Source organism: Achromobacter veterisilvae, assembly GCF_037619525.1.
Classification (GTDB): Bacteria; Pseudomonadota; Gammaproteobacteria; order Burkholderiales; family Burkholderiaceae_B; genus Achromobacter; species Achromobacter veterisilvae.
On the sequence record NZ_CP148753.1, the window covers coordinates 5,788,656 to 5,806,193 of the forward strand.

17 protein-coding genes are annotated in these 17,538 nt (G+C 67.1%); 7 read left to right on the top strand and 10 right to left on the bottom strand.

The window, feature by feature from the left end; genetic code table 11:
• Positions 1-30: 30 nt before the first annotated feature.
• The 3 genes from WHX56_RS26945 to WHX56_RS26955 form a co-directional block, all read right to left on the bottom strand.
• Complete coding sequence (locus tag WHX56_RS26945) at positions 31-1,392, bottom strand: methyl-accepting chemotaxis protein (RefSeq protein ID WP_338879468.1); 1,362 nt, start codon at positions 1,390-1,392, stop codon at positions 31-33.
• A gap of 180 nt (positions 1,393-1,572) precedes the next feature.
• The gene (locus WHX56_RS26950; RefSeq protein WP_287755199.1) at positions 1,573-2,283 is read right to left on the bottom strand and encodes a glutathione S-transferase; all 711 of its coding nucleotides are present in this window, start codon (positions 2,281-2,283) and stop codon (positions 1,573-1,575) included.
• Positions 2,280-3,407, bottom strand: coding sequence for a GlxA family transcriptional regulator (locus WHX56_RS26955; RefSeq protein ID WP_338879469.1), 1,128 nt, complete (start codon positions 3,405-3,407; stop codon positions 2,280-2,282). The genes WHX56_RS26950 and WHX56_RS26955 overlap by 4 nt, the downstream gene beginning before the upstream one ends.
• Positions 3,408-3,545: 138 nt before the next feature.
• On the opposite strand from WHX56_RS26955, the gene WHX56_RS26960 reads away from it, so the two are divergent.
• From WHX56_RS26960 to WHX56_RS26980, 5 genes are read left to right on the top strand one after another with little or no spacing between them, the layout of a single operon-like run.
• Positions 3,546-4,598 (top strand): ABC transporter substrate-binding protein, encoded by a 1,053-nt coding sequence (locus WHX56_RS26960; protein WP_338879470.1) that lies wholly within the window; start codon positions 3,546-3,548, stop codon positions 4,596-4,598.
• Between the two features lie 13 nt (positions 4,599-4,611).
• Positions 4,612-5,664: an ABC transporter ATP-binding protein gene (locus tag WHX56_RS26965; RefSeq protein WP_129246914.1), complete on the top strand. Its 1,053-nt coding sequence runs from the start codon at positions 4,612-4,614 to the stop codon at positions 5,662-5,664.
• Positions 5,661-6,509 (top strand): ABC transporter permease, encoded by an 849-nt coding sequence (locus tag WHX56_RS26970; protein WP_338879471.1) that lies wholly within the window; start codon positions 5,661-5,663, stop codon positions 6,507-6,509. Before WHX56_RS26965 ends, WHX56_RS26970 begins: the two co-directional genes overlap by 4 nt.
• On the top strand, positions 6,506-7,297 hold the full coding sequence (locus WHX56_RS26975; RefSeq protein ID WP_338879472.1) for an ABC transporter permease: 792 nt from the start codon (positions 6,506-6,508) through the stop codon (positions 7,295-7,297). Before WHX56_RS26970 ends, WHX56_RS26975 begins: the two co-directional genes overlap by 4 nt.
• Before the next feature lie 37 nt (positions 7,298-7,334).
• Positions 7,335-8,348, top strand: a complete 1,014-nt coding sequence (locus WHX56_RS26980; protein ID WP_287755196.1) for a proline racemase family protein — start codon at positions 7,335-7,337, stop codon at positions 8,346-8,348.
• 202 nt (positions 8,349-8,550) lie between these two features.
• Here WHX56_RS26980 and WHX56_RS26985 read toward each other — a convergent pair whose 3' ends face one another.
• Genes WHX56_RS26985 through WHX56_RS27000 form a run of 4 tightly spaced genes read right to left on the bottom strand, consistent with a single transcriptional unit; the run spans position 8,551 to position 12,839 of the window.
• Complete coding sequence (locus WHX56_RS26985) at positions 8,551-10,146, bottom strand: GMC family oxidoreductase (RefSeq protein WP_338879473.1); 1,596 nt, start codon at positions 10,144-10,146, stop codon at positions 8,551-8,553.
• A gap of 29 nt (positions 10,147-10,175) precedes the next feature.
• Positions 10,176-10,979: a shikimate dehydrogenase gene (locus tag WHX56_RS26990; RefSeq protein ID WP_338879474.1), complete on the bottom strand. Its 804-nt coding sequence runs from the start codon at positions 10,977-10,979 to the stop codon at positions 10,176-10,178.
• 15 nt (positions 10,980-10,994) lie between these two features.
• Positions 10,995-11,981, bottom strand: a complete 987-nt coding sequence (locus tag WHX56_RS26995) for a transketolase family protein (protein WP_338879475.1) — start codon at positions 11,979-11,981, stop codon at positions 10,995-10,997.
• Positions 11,982-12,839: a transketolase gene (locus WHX56_RS27000; RefSeq protein ID WP_338879476.1), complete on the bottom strand. Its 858-nt coding sequence runs from the start codon at positions 12,837-12,839 to the stop codon at positions 11,982-11,984. It abuts the gene before it with no gap.
• A gap of 126 nt (positions 12,840-12,965) precedes the next feature.
• Between WHX56_RS27000 and WHX56_RS27005 the strand changes: the two genes are divergently transcribed.
• Complete coding sequence (locus WHX56_RS27005; protein WP_287755190.1) at positions 12,966-13,670, top strand: GntR family transcriptional regulator; 705 nt, start codon at positions 12,966-12,968, stop codon at positions 13,668-13,670.
• A 9-nt stretch (positions 13,671-13,679) separates the two neighbouring features.
• Complete coding sequence (locus WHX56_RS27010) at positions 13,680-14,750, top strand: glycerol dehydrogenase (RefSeq protein ID WP_338879477.1); 1,071 nt, start codon at positions 13,680-13,682, stop codon at positions 14,748-14,750.
• A 44-nt stretch (positions 14,751-14,794) separates the two neighbouring features.
• On the opposite strand, the gene WHX56_RS27015 is transcribed toward WHX56_RS27010, so the two are convergent.
• From WHX56_RS27015 to WHX56_RS27025, 3 genes are read right to left on the bottom strand one after another with little or no spacing between them, the layout of a single operon-like run.
• A complete protein-coding gene (locus tag WHX56_RS27015) occupies positions 14,795-15,730 on the bottom strand; it encodes a 3-keto-5-aminohexanoate cleavage protein (protein ID WP_338879478.1) in 936 nt (311 codons plus the stop codon).
• On the bottom strand, positions 15,723-16,679 hold the full coding sequence (locus tag WHX56_RS27020) for a 3-hydroxyacyl-CoA dehydrogenase (RefSeq protein ID WP_338879479.1): 957 nt from the start codon (positions 16,677-16,679) through the stop codon (positions 15,723-15,725). The genes WHX56_RS27015 and WHX56_RS27020 overlap by 8 nt, the downstream gene beginning before the upstream one ends.
• Entirely contained in the window at positions 16,679-17,461 is a 783-nt protein-coding gene (locus WHX56_RS27025; protein WP_129241622.1) for an SDR family oxidoreductase, read from the bottom strand. The genes WHX56_RS27020 and WHX56_RS27025 overlap by 1 nt, the downstream gene beginning before the upstream one ends.
• Positions 17,462-17,538: the final 77 nt, after the last annotated feature.

Below are 17,538 nucleotides of genomic sequence, written 5' to 3' on the forward strand. Positions count from 1 at the left end.
ATAGCGCATCGGGCCGGCGCGGTCCGGCCGTCAGCAGCGCACGTACTGCAATTCGGGCGGCGCCGCGCGCCCCGGCTCGCCGGCCCGCTGGGTAATGTCCTCCGTGACGTCGCCGAGCTTGGCGGACTGGGCCAGGGATTCCTCCACCACCGCCGCCATGATTTCGGTGACGCGGCGGGACGAGGCCACGATATCGTCCATGGTAGTGCCCGCCGATTGGACCTGGCGCGCCCCGCCCTCGATCTGCTGGACCGACGACGTGATCAAGCCCTTGATTTCCTTGGCCGCCGCCGCGCTGTTCTGCGCCAGGCTGCGGACCTCGGCCGCCACGACGGCGAACCCCTTGCCATGCGAACCGGCCCTGGCGGCCTCGACGGCGGCGTTCAACGCCAGGATGTTGGTCTGGAAGGCGATCCCGTCCATGACCCCGATGATTTCCGAGATGCGCCGCGAGCTTTGGGTGATGTCGCCCATCGTCTTCACCACCTCCTGCACGGTATGGCCGCCCTGTTCGGCCACCCGGCAGGCGTCCAGCGCCAGTGTATTGGCTTGCCCGGCGCGGTCGGCGTTCTCGGTCAGCCCCTGGACGGCGACGCGCAAGGTCTGGGCGGCGGTAAAGCGCCTGGTGATGTCGGTGGCGTACTTCACGATCTTGAACGGGCGGCCTTCGGCGTCGAAGATCGGGTTGTAGCTGGCCTCGATCCAGACCTGGCGGCCGCCTTTGCCAAGGCGCAAGTACTGCCCGGTGTCGTATTCGCCGCTGCGCAGCTTGCGCCAGAATTCCTTGTACGCGGCGCCGCGCGCCTCCTCGGGCGGGACGAACATGCTGTGGTGCCGCCCGCGCACCTCGTCGGCCCGGTAGCCCACCGCGTCCAGGAACAATTCGTTCGCGCGGATGATGGTGCCGTCGAGCTCGAATTCGACGATGGCCTGCACTTTGGAAATCGCCGCCAACTGGCCTTCGACGTCCGCCTGCCGCTGCTGCTGCCCGGTGATGTCGACGGCATACTTGACTACTTTCATCAACCGCTGGCGATTGTCGAAAATAGGGTTGTAGGACGCCTGCAGCCAGACGTCGCGCCCGTCCTTGCAAATCCGGCGGTAGCGCCCGGCATCGTGCGCGCCCTGCCTCAGCTTGTTCCAGAATTCCGCGTAGCCAGCCGACTCGCGCTCGTCGGGATCGACGAACATGCGGTGGTGGCGCCCCACGATTTCGTCGAGCGTATAGCCCAGGGTGTCCAGGAAATTCCGGTTCGCGGCCAGCACGTGGCCGTCCAGATCGAACTCCACGACGGCCTGGACATTATTGATCGCCGCGATCTGCCCATGCATGTCCGCCTTCTGCAGGCCGCGGTCCGCGCGGAACAATGGGCCGAGGGTGATCCATTTCATGGTGGCGTCTCCTGCCGGGGTCTGCCAGGCCGGCTGCCGCCCGACCACGCCGTTATGACACAAATGGATATATTGGCGTATCAATTAGCAAACATTTAATCCTAAAAATGAACGGCCCTCAAGGTATTCCAGACGTCTCATGAAAAAACGGCGTCCGGCAACACCAGGGTTAACACGGACTCAGGCCGCGTCCAATTCGCGATAGCGGCGAAAAATACCTTCCCCGAAAGGCAGGCGCCTGCCGCTTCCGAAGTAGGCCTGCAACGCTTCCAGCGCCGCCACGCGCGCATGCAGCGCCATGACGTTCGGATAGCGCACCGCCAGGGTGGCCATGCGCTTGGGGAAAGCGTAGAGCAGGCCGTCGACCAGGTGGAACAAAGACAGATCCACGTAGGTCCAGCGCTTGCCGCCGGCCAGCCAGGCCTGGGGCCCGTCCAGCACCCGTTCGAAGTACTCCAGGAATTTGGGCATCCGCTCTTCGCGAAAGCCGCTCGCGCGCCGCGCCGCCTCTTCCTTCTGGTCTTCGTAGTATTCGCTGGCGGAGATGGGATGATGGGTATCGTGCGCTTCGGCCACCATGTCCGCGATGGTGAGCTGCAACTGGTTCACCCATAGGCGGCCTTCGAGGGAATCCGGCGCCAAGCCGTGCTTTTCCCCGAGGAACAACAGAATGTTGGCGGTCTGCCCCAGCGTCATTTTTCCCGCGACCAGGTAGGGCGGCGCGAACGGCGGATGCCTGCGGTCGGAACGCAAGTCCTCGACCAGCGTGTTTTCGTCCGCGCCGGGCTCGCGCGCGCATTCCCGGTACGGAATGCCGCCCGCCTCCAGCGCCAGGCGCACGAACTCCCCGCGCCCGGGAATGCCGTCCCAATACCAAAGGTCGTAAGTCATGCCGTCTCCTTCCTGTCGATGAAGGCCTGGGTTTGCTCGTCCTGGGTGGGAAATACGCTGATCTCGCCTTCGTGTCCGGCCGCCAGCACGCCGCGTGCCTGCTGGTACTGCCTGGGGGACAGGCCGAAATGCGCGCGGAAGTCGCGCGAAAAATGCGCGCCGTCCGCGAACCCGCAGTCCAGCGCGATCTGGGTGATGCTGCCGGGATTGTTCAAAAGTAGCCAGCTACCGTACTCCAGCCGCAACTGCCGCTGGAACGCCATGGGCGACATGCCGGTGGCCACGCGGAACGCGCGCTCTAGCTGCCTGCGCCCCACGCCGACATACCGGGCGATCGCGTCCAGCGGCGGCGGGCTGTCGATGCGCTGCTCCATGAAGTGCGCGGCCTGGCGGACCCGCAGGTCCTGGATGCCCGACAGGTCCGTATGGAAATGGGCCTGCGGCACGCGTCCGGACCGCGCGCCCTGCAGCATCATGTGCCGCACGGCCTGCTGGGCCTTGTCGCGCCCGCAATGCCGGGCCACCAGATACAGGGCCAGGTCGATGGCGGCCGTGGATCCCGCGCAGGAAATCAGGTCGCCCTCGTCCACGAACAATCGGTCCACTACCGCGCGGGTCTGCGGAAACCGCTCGCGGAAAGTGTCCAGCACATTCCAATGCACGCAGACCGTGCGCGGCCCGATCACATCGGCCTGCGCCAGCGCGAACGTGCCGGTGCAAATGCCCAGCAGCCGCACGCGTTGCGCGGCCGCCCGCCGCAGCCAGTCGCGCAGGCGCTCGGGCATGCGTTCATTGAAATAGTCGTTGCCGCCGCAAACCGCCACGTAGTCGAACTGGGACAGATCGTCGGGCAGGCTGTCGGCGACGTCTATCGTCAGGCCCGCGCTGGAGCGGCGCGGCTTGCCGTCCCAGCTCATGACGCGCCATGCCGTGTGGATCTGGCGGCTGCGCCCGCCGTGGTCGCCCGCCAGCCGCAGCACGTCCACCAGTCCCGCGAAGGCCGCCAGCGTGAACTGGTCCAGCAGCACGATGCCGACGGTCAGTGCGGGTTTCCCCTGGGATGGCTCGCGGGCGCCGTCGTCATAGGGAAAAGGCGCGGGCGCGGCGAATGTGGCGGTATCCATGTCGCAATTATTCAAGTTTATGTCCCGCGCCTTCAAGCTGGTTTTCCCTGGGATCGCCCAAGATGCGCTTGTAGCACCGTATCCGCGCCCGCCGGGAAGCACCGGAGCGGGCCGGCAAATTCACAAGGGGATACCGACATGACAACACTTACCCGCAGCGCCGTCCGCGCCGCCCTGATGGGCGCCGGACTGCTGGTGGCCAGCCAGGCGCTGGCGCAGCAGCAGAAAATCACCGTCGCCTGGTACGGCGGCAATTGGGGCGACGCCTTCCGCACCTGCGTCGCCGAACCCTACACCAAGGCGACGGGCGTGGCCGTCGTGCCGGAGGTCGGCACCTCAACGACGACGCTGGCGAAATTGCAGCAGCAGAAGGGCGCGCCCACCATCGACGTCGCCTGGATGGATGGCGGCATCAGCGAACTGGCCGCCGAGGCCGGCGTGCTGGATGCGCTCGACCCCGCCGCCATCCCCAACCTGAAGAACGTGATCGATCAGGGCGTGTACCGCGGCGGCGACGCGGCCTACGCCGTCAGCACCGGCTACTACTCGCTGGGCGTAGCCTACAACACCAAGGAAGTGCCGCAGCCGCCGACCAGTTGGAAGGACCTGTGGAAGCCCGAGTACGCCGGCGCCGTCGCCATTCCCTCTCCGGCGAATTCGTCCGGCGTGCCGTTCGTGTTCTTCCTGGCCCGGGTCTTCTCCATCGACCCGTCCAACCTGGCGCCGCTGTATACCAAGCTCGCCAGCCTCGACACCGCGCTGTTCTTCGACAGTTCCGGCGCCGCCACCAACGCCTACCAGAGCGGCGAAGCCATCATCGGCGCGCACTTCAACGTGGGCGCCTGGGACCTGATCGACAAGGGCCTGCCCATCGGCTTTGCCGTGCCCAAGGAAGGCGCCTGGGCCACGGATGCGCGCCTGCACCTGGTCAAGGGCGCGCCGAACAAGGCCGCGGCGCAGAAGTTCATCGACGCCGCCCTGACGCAGGACGCCGCCGCATGCCTGGCCGCGCGCCTCTACCTGGGCCCGGCGGTCAAGGACGTGCAGGTGCCCAAGGACGTCGCCCGCAAGCTGCCCTGGGGCGCGGACGGCTCGGTGAAGAACCTCAGCCTGTTCGACTGGAACCTCATCAACAGCCGCCGCGCCGAGGTCACGGACGCCTGGAACCGCCAGGTCGCCCGCAAGCGCTAGACCGGGGCCGAACATGTCCGCTTTGCTTACCATCGAAGCCGTGTCGATGCGCTTTGGCGCCTACCAGGCGCTGGACCGCATCGACCTGGAAATCCAGCAGGGTGAATTCGTGGCGCTGCTGGGCCCCAGCGGCTGCGGCAAGACCACCCTGCTGCGCTCGATCGCCGGATTCCTGCAGCCTGAGTCGGGCCGCATCCTGATCGAGGGCCGGGACATCAGCCGCCTGGCGGCCCATCATCGTCCGCTGAACACGGTATTCCAGAACTACGCGCTGTTCCCGCACATGAGCGTGCTGGAGAACGTGGCCTACGGGCCGCGCCGCCGGGGCGCCTCGCGGCCCGAGGCGGCGCAGCGCGCCCGCGCGGCGCTGGACATGGTGGGCCTGGCGGACTTCGGGGCGCGCTATCCCCGCGAAATGTCCGGCGGCCAGCAGCAGCGCGTGGCCCTGGCCCGCGCCATCGTGAACCAGCCCAAGCTGCTGTTGCTGGACGAGCCCCTCTCCGCGCTGGACCTGAAGCTGCGCAAGCGGATGCAACTGGAACTCAAGCACCTGCAGGCCAGGCTGGGCATCGCCTTCATCTTCGTCACGCACGACCAGGAAGAGGCCATGACCATGGCCGACCGGGTGGTGGTCATGCACGCGGGCAAGATCGAACAGACGGGCACGGGCACCGATATCTACCGGCAGCCCGCGACGCGTTTCGTGGCCGAATTCATCGGCGACGCCAATTTCATGCCCTATACCGCCAGCGGCGACGACACCCTGCTGCTGGATGCCCAGGGACTGCGGGTGCCGCTGCGCGGCAAGGCGGCGCCCGCGCGCGGCGTCGCCGTCCTGCGGCCGGAAGACCTGCGCCTGAGCGACGACCCGGCGGCGGCCAGGCTGACCGGCATCGTGACCGACGTGATCAACGTGGGCAGCCACAGCATGATCCACGTGGACATCGGCGGGCAGACCGTGGTGGCCCGCCACGGCGGCATCGCGCCCTCCGGACTGGTGCCCGGCGCCCCGGCCGGCCTGGCGTTCGCGCCGGAAAGCCTGCACCTGATCGGTGAACGGCCATGACCGCCCGCGCCTGGCGTTCGCCCGGCCTGCTGCTGGCGGCCCCCGTGCTGTTCTTCGCGGCGTTCTTCCTGGCGCCGCTCGCGGTGGTGGCGCTGGCCAGCCTCACCGGCGGGCCCGACGGCCTGACGCCGACCGCGCAGCAGTACCTGCGCGTGCTGGCCGACCAGTACCACTGGGACGTGATCCTGGTGACCTTCCGGCTGGCCTTCTTCACCACGGTCGCCTGCGTGGTCCTGGGCTATCCGCTGGCCTGGTACCTGGTGCGCGTGGTGCGCTGGAAGGCCTGGCGCCGCTTCTGCGTGATCCTGCTGGTGGTGCCGCTGTTCACCAGCAACATCGTGCGGGCCTTCGGCTGGATGGTGCTGCTGGGCCGCAACGGGCTGGTCAACCAGGCCCTGGTCGGCGTGGGCGCCGCGGACCGTCCGGTGCGCTTCATCGGCACGGAAACCGGCATCCTGATCGGCATGGTCTACGTGCTGCTGCCCTTCGTGGTGCTGGCGGTGGGCAATGCGCTGGCCCGGGTCGACCCCGCCTGCGAACAGGCCTCGGCCGACCTGGGCGCCAGCCCCGCGGCGACGTTCTTCCACATCACCTGGCCGCTGACGCTGCCCGGCGTGGTGTCGGGCGCCATCATCGTCTTCACCCTGGCCGTCAGCGCCTACGTCACGCCGGCCCTGCTGTCGGGCGGACGCGTGTCGGTGCTGTCCATGCTGATCTTCCAGCAGTACAGCACGGTGTTCGACTTCCATTACGGCGGCGCCCTGAGCATGGTGCTGCTGGTGTTCACCCTGATCCTGGTCGCGCTGGCGAACCGCGCCGCCGTCCTGCCTGGAGCCGCGCGATGATCCTCCGCCACCTGATCCGCCTGTTCGCGCTGGGCGTGCTCGCCTACCTGGCCCTGCCGCTCGTGGTCATCCTGGGCTCCTCGTTCACGGCCACGCCCTATCTGGCGTTCCCGCCCCAGGGCTGGACGCTGGAGTGGTACCGCACGCTGCTGATCGAAGCCGGCTACGTCGCCGCGTTCACGACCAGCACCGTGCTGGCGCTGGCGGCCACGGCCGCGGCGGTGCTGCTGACGGTGCCGGCCGCCCTGGCGCTGGCGCGGTACGAATTCCCGGGCAAGGCCGCGCTGGCCTCCGTGCTGATGTCGCCGCTGGTGCTGCCGCACATCGTGCTGGGCGCGGCGCTGCTGCAATACGGCGCCTACTTCGGCCTGACGCGCAGCTTCCTGTCCCTCCTGATCGGGCACGTCGTCATCATCGCGCCCTTCGTGCTGCGGTCCACGCTGACCCTGCTGACGCCCGAACAGCGCGCCCTGGAAGAGGCGTCCGCCGACCTGGGAGCCAACCCCTGGACCACGTTCTTCCTGGTGGTGCTGCCCCAGATCCGGCCGGGCATCGTCACCGGCTCGATCTTCGCGTTCATCTCTTCCTGGATCAACGTGGAGCTGTCCATCTTCAACACCACGGCGGACCTGAACACCATCCCCGTGAAGCTCTTCAACTATGTGCAATACACGATAGATCCGACCATCGCGGCCGTATCGGGCGCCACGATCGTGGCCGCGGTGATCGCCATCGTCATCCTGGATTTGACCGTCGGGCTGGACATGCTGTCCGAACGCGGCAAATAAACCTTCTTCTCTTTCCTACTTGTCTGGAGCCACAGTCATGCGCAAGCAAGACGCGTTCGATGTCATCTATACCCATACCGAAGGCGAGCCCCTGTGCATCGTGCACAGCGGCATTCCCTATCCTCCCGGATCCACCATCCTGGAAAAGCGGACGTTCCTGGAACAGAACTACGACTGGCTGCGCAAGGCCTTGATGCGCGAGCCCCGCGGGCACAAGGATATGTTCGGCGTGTTCCTCACGCCGCCGTCCAGCCCGGAATACGACGCCGGCCTGATCTACATCGACGGCACCGAGTACTCGCACATGTGCGGCCACGGCACGATCGCCGTCAGCATGGCCATGGTCGCGCACGGCCTGGTGGCGCGCGGCAAGGACGGCATTACCAAGATCCGCTTCGAAACCACCGCCGGCCTGGTCGTGTCGGAAGTGGCGTCCGAAGGCGACAACGTGCTGTGGACGCGCTTCGAGAACGTGCCGGCGTACGTGGCCGCGCAGGACATTCCCGTGGAACTGCCCGGCTACGGCAAACTGTCGGCCGACATCGTCTGGGGCGGCAACTACTTCGGCATCGTCGACCTGTCCGGCTGCGACCTGCGGATTTCTCCCGACAACGGCACCGAGCTGTCCCGCATGGGCCTGATCGTGCGCGACCAGTTGAACGCCCGCCAGCGCATCCAGCATCCGACCGAGGCGCATATCAACAACCTGAACTTCATCACCTTCTGGCACCAGCCGACCATCGAAGGCGCGTTCTACAAGAACGTGCACGTCTTCAGCGCCGGCCAACTGGACCGCTCCCCCGGCGGCACCGGCACCAGCGCGATGATGGCCATGTTCGAGGCGCGCGGAAAGATGGGCCTGAACCAGCCGATCAAGTCGGAAGGCCTGCTGGGCAGCGGCGTATTCGAAGGCTGCCTGCTGGGCGAGGTGGACCTGAACGGCACCCGGGCCGTGCGCCCCACTGTCAAGGGAACGGCCAGCATCCTGGGCACGGCGCGCTGGGTCATCGACAAGAACGACCCGGTGGGCGCGGGGTTCCTGATCCGCTGAACGTTCGGCTCGATCCGGGTGTCGGGCACGACGGACATGCCGGCATGCCAGTGTCTGACACCCGTACGAGATGCTCATCAAGCTGAAACGGCGTACCCGGGTGTCAGACACCCACGCGGCACCGGAGCAGAGTGCGGGCCATCTCCTCGGGTGTCAGACACCTGGCATCATCTCGCACGGGTGTCAGACACCGGAATAAGCACTACCGTGCGGCATCCTCCAGGATCATCTCCGCGCCGCGCTCGGCCACCATCATGACGGCGGCCTGTGTGTTGCCGGACACCATCTTCGGCATGACCGACGCGTCCACCACCCGCAGGCCCGACAGGCCGTTCACGCGCAGGCGCGCATCGGTGACCGCGGCGGGGTCCGAACCCATGCGGCAGGTGCCGATGGGATGGTAGATGGTCTGGCCGTTGCGCCGGGCGAAATCCAGCCATTCGTCGTCGCTTTCGACGCCCGCCCCCGGGCTGACCTCCGCTTCCACATAGGGCCGCAGGGCCGGCTGGCCGACGATGCGCCGCGCCGCCCGCATTCCGCCCACCAGACTGTCGCGGTCCACCTGGGCGGACAGGAAGTTCGGGCGGATCGCCGGCCCGGCAAGCGGATCGGCGGACTTGATGTGGATGGATCCGACCGATTCGGGCCGCAATTGCGCCACGCCGATCGTCATGCCCGGATGCCGGTCCAGGATGCGCTCGGCCGCGTTCGCGTAGCTGGCATGCACGAAGAAGAACTGCACGTCCGGCGCGGGCAGGTCCGGCGCGCTTTTCACGAAGCCGTGAACCAGCCCCGTGCCCAAGGTCAGGATGCCCTTGCGGCAGGCGTAATAGCGCGCCACTTGCCGCGCCAGCCGCCAGCCGCGCGACATTTCGTTCAGCGTCACCGTCCCCTTCACGCGCCAGTTCATGCGCGTGGCGAAGTGGTCGATGTAGTGCTCGCCCACCTGCGCCTGCGCATGCACCAGCGGAATGCCGAAGGATTGCAGCAGCGCCGGATCGCCCACGCCGGACAGCTCCAGCAACTGCGGCGACTGCACCGCCCCCAGGCACAGCAGGGTCTCGCGCGCCGCCCGGACCGTATGCTCCCGCCCGTTCTTGCGGTACGCCACGCCCACGCAGCGCTTGCCCTCGAAGAGCAGCCGCGTCACGTGCGCCCCGCATTCCACGCGCAGGTTCTTGCGGCCGGCGGCGGGCCGCAGGTATCCGTCCACCACGCTCCAGCGCCTGCCCCGATGCTGCAGCACCTGGTAGTAGCCCACGCCCTCCTGGCTGCCGCTGTTGTAGTCGGCGTTCAAAGGCTGGCCATCTTCCTGCGCGGCGCGCAGGAACGCGTCCGACACCGGAAATCGCTCCGCCACCTCTTCCAGGCGCATGGGGCCGTTCTTGCCCCGCCCCTCTCCTCCGCGCTCGTAGCATTCGATCTTGCGGAACACGCGCTCGGCCTGGCTGGCGCCCCAGCCGGTGGCACCGGCGACTTCCCAGCCGTCATAGTCCCGCGGCGTGCCGCGCACGTAGATCATGCCGTTGATCAGCGTCGACCCGCCGACGCCCTTGCCCCGGGGCACGGCTATCGTCCGGCCGTACACGTTGTCCTCCGGCTCGGTGGCGAAACGCCAGTTGTAGTCCGGGTTCACCAGGAGCTTGGAAAAGCCCGCCGGGATCGAAATCCACATGCTGCGCGCTTCGTGCCCGGCCTCCAGCATCAGCACGCGGTACTTGCCGTCCGCGCTCAGCCGGTTGGCCAGGATGCAGCCGGCCGTGCCGCCGCCCGCGATGATGAAATCGTAGTCGCCCATTTTTCTAGAGTCCGGATAGCTGCGCGGCCTTACTCGGCATCCGCCACGCCCAGCATCTGCGCCATCAGTTCGATCTGGCAGGCCAGCATGGGCGCGCCGTAGTGCACCTTGCAGCCACGGGCCTGCGCCGCCAGCAGCAGCGCGGTATCGCGCGGCTGCATGATGACTTCGCACACCAACTGTTCCGGCGTCAGCCGGCCGGCGTCCAGCGGCAGCGCGTCGTCCGGCTTCATGCCCAGCGACGTGCCGTTGACGACCAGGTCATGCCCCGCGGGGTCGGGCGTGCCGATGGCGATGTCGGCGCCGGGATGCAGGGACAGGATCCGCGCCTTCAGGTCTTCGGCCTTGGCCACGGTGCGGTTGGCGATGGTCAGCCTCGACACGCCGGCCTGGACCAGCGCGAAGCCGATCGCGTTGGCCGCGCCGCCCGCGCCCGCCAGGTAGGCGCTTTTGCCTTCCAGGGACACGCCGGCCGTCTGCAGGCCGCGCACGAAGCCCTCGCCGTCCAGCATGTGCGCCACCAATCGCCCGTCCGCCTCGCGGCGCACCACGTTCGCGGCGCCGATCTTGCGCGCCACCGGCGTCGCGTCGTCGACCAATTCCAGGATGGCGGTCTTGTGCGGGATGGTGACGATGACGCCGCCCAGGTTTTCCAGGCGGCGCAGCCCTTCGACCACGGCCGCCAGATCGTCCGGCCGGGCGTGGAACGGGACGCACACGCCGTCGAAACCGATCCTGGCGAAATGCTCGTTCATGCGCTGCGGCGTCTTCACATGATGGATCGGGTCGGCCAGGATGCCGAACAGGCGGGTATTTCCGGTGATTTCCTTCATTGTTTTCTCCGTCGTTCAGGCCTTGAGCAGTTCGCGGGCGACTTCGCCGATGCCCGCGGCATCGAGTTTGTAGTGGGCATACAGCGTGGTGGGCGGCGCGATCAGGCTGTACTCATCGTAGATTCCGTGGCGGCGCAGGCGCGTGCCGGCGCCCGCGTCGGCCAGCACTTCGGCCACGGCCGAGCCCAGCCCGCCCAGCACGTTGTGCTCTTCCACCGTCATCAGCATGCCCGAGCTGCCCGCGGCCGCCAGCACGGCATCGCGGTCCAGGGGCTTGATGGTGGGCATGTCGATCACGCCCACGGACAGCCCCTCCGCGCGCAGTTGCCCGGCGGCGGCCAGGGCGGCGTGCACGGTGATGCCGCAGGCGATGATGTTCAGGTCGCTGCCGGTGGAGTGGACGATGGCGCGGCCGAACTCGAAGGGCGCGCCGTCTTCATAGACCTGCGGATCGCGGCCGCGGCCGATGCGGAAATAAATGGGTTCCGGCCAATCTACCGAGGCCTTGATGGCGGACGCCAGTTGCGGCCCGTCGGCGGGCGACACGACCGTCAGGCCGGCCAGCGCGCGCATCGTCGAAATGTCTTCCGTGGCATGGTGCGAGGTGCCGTAGAAACCCAGGCTGATGCCGGTGTGGTGGCCGATCAGGCGCACCGGCAGCCTGGTGTAGGCCACGTCCATGCGGATCTGTTCGCAGCACAGCAGGCCCAGGAACGAGGCGAAGGTCGCGACGAACGGCATCATGCCGGTCGTCGCCAGGCCGGCCGCCGCCGACACCATGTTCTGCTCGGAAATGCCGAACTGGATGTAGCGGTCGGGGTAGGCCTGCGCGAAACGATTCAGCCCGTTGGAATATTGCAGGTCGGCCGACCCGGCCACCACGGGATGCCCCTCGGCGGCCAACGCGATCAGCGCGTCCGAAAGATAGGAAAGCCCGGGATTCACCGCGTTCAGCGCGCGGTACTGCCAGGAATCGGGGGAAAGCGTCTGTGAATGTGCCATTCAGATCTCGCGGGACATGATTTCGTCGATGGCGCCCTGCGCGTCTTGCGGCGCCAGGTAACCCAGGTGCCAGCCGGGTTCCGTCTCCATGAAGGAAACGCCCTTGCCCTTGACCGTCCTGGCGATCACGCAGGCCGGCTTTTCGCGCCCCTCGTCGGCGCGCAGGCGGCGCAGCAGCGCGGTCAGCGCCGGCAGGTCGTGGCCGTCCACTTCGTGCACTTCCCAGCCGAAAGCCTGCCATTTTTCCCGCAGCGATTCCACGCCCATGACGTCGTCGACCTTGCCGTCGAGCTGATAGCCGTTGCGGTCGACGATGGCGATCAGGCGCGACAGGCGGTTGTGCGCGGCGAACAGCGCTGCCTCCCAGACCTGGCCTTCCTGCATCTCGCCGTCGCCCAGCATGACGAACACGTTGAAATCGCGCTGGCCCATGCGGCCGCCGACCGCCATGCCCACGCCGTTGGACAGCGCGTGGCCGATGGAGCCGGAACTGAAATCGATGCCCGGCACCTTGCTCATGTCCGGGTGGTCGCCCAGCGGGCTGCCCAGCCGGGTGTAGCCGTCCAGCAGTTCCCGTTCGATGAAGCCATGGTCGGCCAGCACCGGGAACAGGCCCACGGCCGCGTGGCCCTTGCCCATGAGGAAGCGGTCGCGGTCGGGCCATTGCGGTTCGCCCGGACGCAGGCGCATGACGCCGTAGTACAGCGCGGCGAAGATTTCCGCGCACGAGAACACCGAACTGTAGTGCCCGACCTTCGCGATCTCGATCAGCCTGATCGTCTCCAACCGGATGAAGCGGGCCTTTTCCCGCAATAGCCGGACCTCCTCTTCCGAGGGGGCCTCCCTTTCCTGGCGCATGGGCGTCTCCTGTTGCTGTTAGGATATATGATATATAATATACCCATTGAGCTTGAATTGGCCATGGCGGGCTAGAATTCATCCCGAATCCACCCGATCCATCAATACAGCAAGCCCGCAACCGTTATGTCGAGCCTTAAACCGGTAAAAAAAGAGAACCTCTCCGTCAGGGTCTACAACGAAATCCGCAATGCCCTGATCAACGGGCAGTACGAACCCGGAGAGCGCCTCATCATTGGCGAACTGGCCCAGGAAATGGGGGTGTCCATCACGCCCGTGCGCGAGGCCATCTTCCGGCTCATCAGCGAGCAGGGCCTGGAAATGCAGGCGGCCACCGCCGTCTACGTGCCCTACGTCAATTCGGAAAAACTGCGCGAGATCCAGCAGATCCGCTTCCACCTGGAAGGCATGGGCGCGGCCGAGGCCGCCCAGAACATCACGCGCAAGCAACTGGACAACCTGAACGCCCTGCAGCGGGATTTCATCTCCTGCACGGCCACCGATCCCAAGCGCGCCAGCTACCTGAACCGGAAATTCCACTTCGCCATCCTCGAAGCCAGCAACAAGCCCATCCTGCGCAACACGGTGGAATCGTTCTGGGTGATTACCGGCCCCATCCTCAAGGTGTTCCACGTCAAGACGTCGGGGCTGGACTACTCGCAGGACGAGCACCGCCACGAGGCGGTGCTCCAGGCCCTGGAAGCGCGCGACTCGGAAGCGGCCAGGCAGGCCATCCAGGCCGACCTCGTCTGGGGCGGCAAGATCATGATCGATTGGCTGGTCGAGCGTGAAAAAGAGCTCGACTACCGCCCTCCGCAGCCCCGCAAATAGGAAGATCCGATGCTGAAGATTTTTGGCGCCCCCTGCCGCTACATACAGGGGGCCGGCGCCCTGGACACGCTCGGCCAGTACGCCGCCCTGTTCGGCCGTCGCGCCGCCCTGGTCATCGACAGCTATGTCCACGGCGTATTGGGGCCAAGAATCGAAGCGCTTTGCGCCGCGCACCAGGTAGCGCTGGTTCCGCTGCCGGTCGAGGGCGACCTGACGCCCAAGGTCATCGCGCAATTGCGCGCGCAAGCCGCGCCGGCCGGCGTGGACATGGTGATCGCGGTGGGCGGGGGCAAATCGCTGGACGCGGGCAAGGCGGTGGCGAAGTCCTCGCACTGCCACCTGATCACCGTGCCCACCGTCGCGTCCAACGACGCGCCGACCAGCAAGAACTACGTCCTCTACGATGCCCATCACAACCTCCTGGCGGTGGAGCACATGCTGTTCAACCCCACGATCGTGCTGGTGGACACCGCCGTCATCGCCACCGCGCCCGCGCATTTCTTCCGCGCCGGCCTGGGCGACGCGGTCTCGAAGAAGTTCGAGGCCGAGCAATGCCAGCGCAACGGCGGCAGGAATATGTACGACGCCACGCCCCCGCTGACCGCGCAATTCATCGCCGACGGCTGCCTGCGCACGCTGCTGGCCGACGGCGCGGACGCCGTCGCGGTGGCCGGCAGCGGCCGGCCCACGCCGGCGTTCGAGCGGGTGGTGGAAGCGATGATCCTCATGAGCGGTCTCGGTTTCGAAAGCGGCGGCCTGTCCATCGCCCATGCGCTGACGCGCGGGCTGCCCAAGATCGACGGCCTGGCCACATCGCCGCATGGCCTGCAAGTTGCCCTCGGCCTGCTGGTGCAGCTTGACCTGGAACAACGCGCCGACGGCATGCTGGCCGACCTGAGGCAGTGGTACGCGCAAGTGGGACTGCCCACCACCCTGCGCGAACTGGGCGCCCCCGGCACGCCGTCCGACGCGGAGCTGGCGCTGGCGGCGGAACTGAGCCTGAAGGCCCGCCACGCCGCCAACTTCGACCGCGCGCTGGATACCGGCGCCCTGGCCGCCGCCTTGCGGCGCCACGCCTGAACAGTCAGCGGCTGGCCAGGCGGAAATGCCTGGCCGCCGGGCCGTCAGAACGCGACGTTGTCCCTGCCCTTCAGGCCCAGCTTCGCGCGCGCCTCGTCCGGCGTGGCGATCTCCAGGTTCAGCGCCTCCAGGATCGTGCGGATGCGTTCCACCTGGACGCGATTGGACTCCGCCATCCGGCCCGGGCCGATCCACAGCGAATCCTCCAGCCCCACCCGCACGTTGGACCCCATGGCGGCGCCTATGGTCGCCAGTTGCATCTGCGCGCGGCCGGCCCCCAGGATCGACCATTCGTACTCGTCGCCGAAGAGGCGGTCCGCCGTGCGCTTCATGTGCATCAGATCTTCGGGATGCGGGCCGATGCCGCCCAGGATGCCGAACACCGACTGGATGAAGGGCGGCGATTTCACCAGGCCGCGGTCCACGAAATGCGCCAGGTTGTACAGGTGGCTGATGTCGTAGCACTCGAACTCGAAGCGCGTGCCGTTGGCGTTGCCCAGCGTCAGGATGGATTCGATGTCCTGATAGGTGTTGCGGAAGATCAGCGACCGGCTGTTCTCCAGGTGCTCGCGCTCCCAGTCGTGCTTGAACTCCTTGAAGCGGTCCAGCATGGGGAACAGGCCGAAATTCATCGACCCCATGTTCAGCGACGCCAGCTCCGGCTTGAAGGTAGTGGCCGGGCGCATGCGTTCTTCCACCGTCATGTGCGGGCTGCCGCCGGTGGTGATGTTGATGATGGCGTCCGTTTCGTTCTTGATCCGCTCCAGGAACGGCTTGAACAGCGCCGGGTCCTGCGACGGCTTGCCGGTCTCCGGGTCCCGCGCGTGAAGGTGCAGCACCGCCGCCCCGGCCTGGGCCGCCCCGATGGCCGCTTCCGCGATCTCGTCGGCCGTGACCGGCAGGTGCGGCGACATGCTGGGCGTGTGGATGGCGCCCGTCACGGCGCAGGTGATGATGACTTTCTGTTTGGGTCTAGCCATTGTCGTCTCCGTTGTCTTGCTTGTGGCGCATCAGGCGCATCAGTTTTTCGTCGCGCCAGAAGCGGCGCTTGGCAAGGTCTTCCGTGGGCAGCAGGGAACGCCGCTCGTCCGACAGGGCGTCCACCAGCGCGCCCTCCCAGGCGACGCATTCGCCCTGGCTGGCGCCGATGGACCGGTACAGGCCGCCGTAGCGCGCGCAATAGTCGGCAATGCCGCCGGGCGCGTTCAGGTCTATGGTCTCGAACGGGCCCATGAACGACCAGCGCAGCCCCAGGCCGTCCTTCACGGTCGCGTCGATTTCCTCGGCGCTGGCGATGCCCTCGCTGACGAGCCGGAAGGCCTCGTGCAACAGGGCGCCCTGCAGGCGGTTGAGCACGAAGCCTTCGATTTCGCGCTTGAGCAGCACCGGCTTCTGGCCGATGTCCAGCATCACGGCGCGGGCGCCGTCCAGCGCCTGCTGGCTGGTCCAGGGCGCCGGGCACAGTTCGACGACCGGGATCAGGTAAGGCGGGTTGACCGGATGCGCCACCAGGCAGCGATGCCGGCCAGGCAGATGTTCCGTGAACTCGCTGGCCGGGATGCTGGAAGTGGAGCTGCCGATGATGGCTTGCGGCCCCGCCGCGGCGTCCAGTTCCGAGAACAGCGCGCGCTTGATCTCCAGCTTCTCGGGCGAGTTTTCCTGGATATAGCTGACGCCTTTCAAGGCGTCCGGCAGGCTGCCGGCGACGTGGACGCGCTCGATGATGGCGTCCGCGCCCGTCAGCAGCCCATGGCTTTCCAGTTCGTTCAACTGTTGCCGTATCAGTCCTTTGGCCTCGGCCAGCATGGCGGCGTTGACGTCGTACAGCCGCACGTCCCAGCCCTTGCGGGCAAACACGATGGCCCAGCCCTGGCCGATCAGGCCCGTGCCGATGATGGCGGCGCGGCGCGCCGGTTCGCCGGCGCCCATCAGTAGAGCTTCTGCGTGAAGCCGTCCACCACGATGGCCTGCCCCGTCACGCTGCGGGCGGCCTCGCTGGCATTGAACAGCACCATATTGGCGATGTCGCGCGCCGTGACCATGCGGCCGAGCACGGCCTGGTTCTCGTACTGCGCCGCGATCTCTTCCACCGGACGGCCCAGCGTCTCGGCCTTCGCCGCGATCACCGCGCGGATGCGCGGCCCTTCGACGGCGCCCGGAAGAATGGCGTTGACCCGGATGCCATAGCCGCCCAGTTCGATCGCCAGCGATTTGGTGAATCCGATCACCGCCCACTTCGACGCCGAATACACCGAACGCCCGGCGAATCCCAGGTGGCCGGCGGCCGAGGACAGGTTGATCATCACGCCCGCCCGGGATTCCTTGAGCAGGCCGATCGCCTGCCGCGCGCACAGGAACTGCCCCGTGATGTTGACGGCCAGCGTGCGGTCCCAATCGGCCTTGGACAGGGTTTCCACGTACCCGGTGGGGCCGGCCACGCCCGCGTTATTGACGAGGATGTCCAGGCCGCCCAGCTTCTGGCGGACCTCGGCGAACAGCGCGGCCACGCTGTCCTCGTCCGACACATCGGCCACGGCGGTATGCACGCCGGGCAATTCCGCCGGCAGCGCGGCCAGGCGCGCTTCATTCACGTCGCACACGAACACCGTGGCGCCGGCATGGTGGAACACCTTGGCCATTTCCAGGCCCAGCCCATCTGCGCCGGCGGTGATCAGCACCTTTTTGCCGGCGAAATCCACTTCCTCGAACATGCGTCTGTCTCCTGGATTCTTCTGAAAAGCGCGCGTTTGATGATATACGATATATGAACAAAACCGATATCTTCCAG